Below are 2497 nucleotides of genomic sequence, written 5' to 3' on the forward strand. Positions count from 1 at the left end.
GGTTATCTGGCTCTTAAAAGGATTGCACCCATCGGCAAGAAAAATCGCTTACTTCAGAAAGAACAATGCAGCGGCATTCAAGCTAGCCTTTAGACATTTTGTAGGACTGCTCAAGGAATGGGAACTTATAGAAGGTGCGACTATTGCGATAGACTCATTTAAGATTAGGGCACAGAATGCCCAAAAGAACAATTTCAACCAAAAGAAGATCGACCGCCATATCGCCTACATTGACGATAAGATCAAGAAGTACCAAGATCAGCTCGACCAAGGCGATGGGAACATCGATGAACAGGAAATCGAGACAAAGGTTGCTTACCAGGAATCAAAAAAAGAAAGATTCCGCAGCATAGAAAAAAGGTTGGAGGAAAGTGGCGAGAGCCAGATTAGCCTTACCGATCCCGACGCAAGATCCGTCATCCTACACCGTAACATCATCAATGTAGGTTACAACGTGCAGGCGGGCTGCGACGCGAAGTACAAGCTCTTGGTAAACAACGATACGGGTAGCGTGAACGACACCCATGCGCTCTCGCCCATGGCACTGGACGCCAAGCAGCTCCTTGGAGTGGAAAGTATGGATATCCTCACTGACAAGGGATACACCACGGCTAAACATCTTGCAATATGCACCAAGAACGGGATAACTCCTTACTCCTCACCGAAGGACCATTCTTCGCATCACAACGGACGCTATCCAATGGTCGATTTCAAGTATGATAAAATAAAGGATACCTACACTTGTCCGGAGAATAAAGTATTGGCCACCAATGGAAGTATATACAATAAAGCTGGTCACAAGGTCAAACATTACAAGAACAAAAAGGCCTGCGGGCTATGTCCCAAAAGAGCGATGTGCACCACAAATAAAAACGGACGCTTTATAGAACGCTCCATTTACCAGGAGGCACTGGACGAAAACCAAAAAAGAGTAAGAGAAAAACCTGAATACTATAGACTCAGACAACAAGTAACCGAGCACCAGTTTGGGACACTGAAAAGACAATGGGGATTTACCTATACATTGATGAAGGGGAAGCAAAACGTACTCTCTGAGGTAAACCTGATGATGATCTGTTATAACCTTACCAGACTCTCGTCTATTCTGGGACCAGAAGTGTTGAAAAAAAGGCTCAAAGGGCTTATGACTGAATTTTCGACCCTATTTGAAGTGATTTTGGCTTATATGGAAGGCTTTCTTTTACCTGATAAAAAATATCCATATTTAAGAATCGAAAATAATATCGTTTTAAAGCCGCTCTAGATAACAATGGATTCATTATTTTTAGTCCGAAGTGAGTTGATGCACAGACTCACGTTAGGCACAATCTGAACGCAACTTATGAAAAACACATTTTATATATTAATTTTTGCAATTATTGTGAGTTGTTCAAAATCTAATGAATATAATTCGGAAAAATATTTTGAACATATAAATAAAGCAGAACTTGCTATTTGCACTGAAAACTTTGAAAAGTCTTTGAGTGAATATGAACTTGCGTTTGGTTTAATAGAAAAACCATTTGGGAAAGACATTTTCAATTCAGCATTGTCAAGTCAATTAATAAATGATTACGAGAAAAGAAATAATTTTCTTCAACAAATAATTGATAATTCAGAAGAATTAGATTTTGTGAAATCCGTTTTTGTAGGCACATATATGACGACAGATCAATGGAGAGAATTAGTATCTAAAAAGGAATTGAAATACGACAAAGCGTTACGAATAGAATTTAATGAAATTCATAACAGAGACCAATTGTTTAGACCTATGTATGAAACTCACGATGACACGATAAACGCAAATCGGAAAATAAACTTAAAACGCATAATGGAATTGACGGACTCAAACGGATTTCCATCTCAAGTGGAATTAGGATATAGTAATTATTTAAGAAATCAACCTCACGATATAGTTTTACATCATACTGCTCAAAGAAGAAGTTATGATAAAACTGTCATCGATTTAGAACCTGTTTTAAAGACTGCTATAAAAAATGGACGATTTGACCCAGAACAAGCAATTTTCTATTTAAACTTTCAAAATGACATAGAAAAAGGAAAGTTTGAAGTTTATTCATCTTGGCAATACAAACATCCACTTTTACCTGATAGTCTGAATAACAAAGTATGGTTTCCAAAACTAAATGAACAGCAATTAACTAAAGTAAATGACAAACGGAAAGAATGGTATGCCAATTCGATATCTGATATTAAAACAAAAGCGAATTTCCTAAATAAAAGTGGATTACCTTTTATTTTTAGTTCAGTAAAAAAGTCAATTGGAAATATGCCTAATGATTTTGATAAAGAAAAAGCGTTAGAACAATATGAAATGATGACAAGCTTTATGATTGAGAAGTAAAACGACTGTGCCTAATAACTAAGCATTCGTGTGGTCGGTACGACCCAACATGAATGCAGTGTTGACTGAACCGGTGTATGTCGGTTTGCCCTTATGGGGATTGGTCTAGTTTGGGATGGGTTTTCAGGAGTC

2 protein-coding genes are annotated in these 2497 nt (G+C 37.5%); both read left to right on the forward strand.

Annotated features, from left to right (window positions below; all coding sequences use genetic code 11):
- Nucleotides 1-1264, forward strand: a 1264-nt coding sequence (locus H4O20_RS08340) for a transposase (RefSeq protein ID WP_185098936.1), incomplete at its 5' end; no start/stop codon positions are given.
- Nucleotides 1265-1342: 78 nt separating this feature from the next.
- On the forward strand, nt 1343-2365 hold the full coding sequence (locus H4O20_RS08345; protein WP_185098937.1) for a hypothetical protein: 1023 nt from the start codon (nt 1343-1345) through the stop codon (nt 2363-2365).
- The last annotated feature ends 132 nt before the right edge of the window (nt 2366-2497 follow it).

This window comes from Aequorivita sp. 609 (assembly GCF_014212065.1).
GTDB classification, from domain to species: Bacteria; Bacteroidota; Bacteroidia; order Flavobacteriales; family Flavobacteriaceae; genus Aequorivita; species Aequorivita sinensis.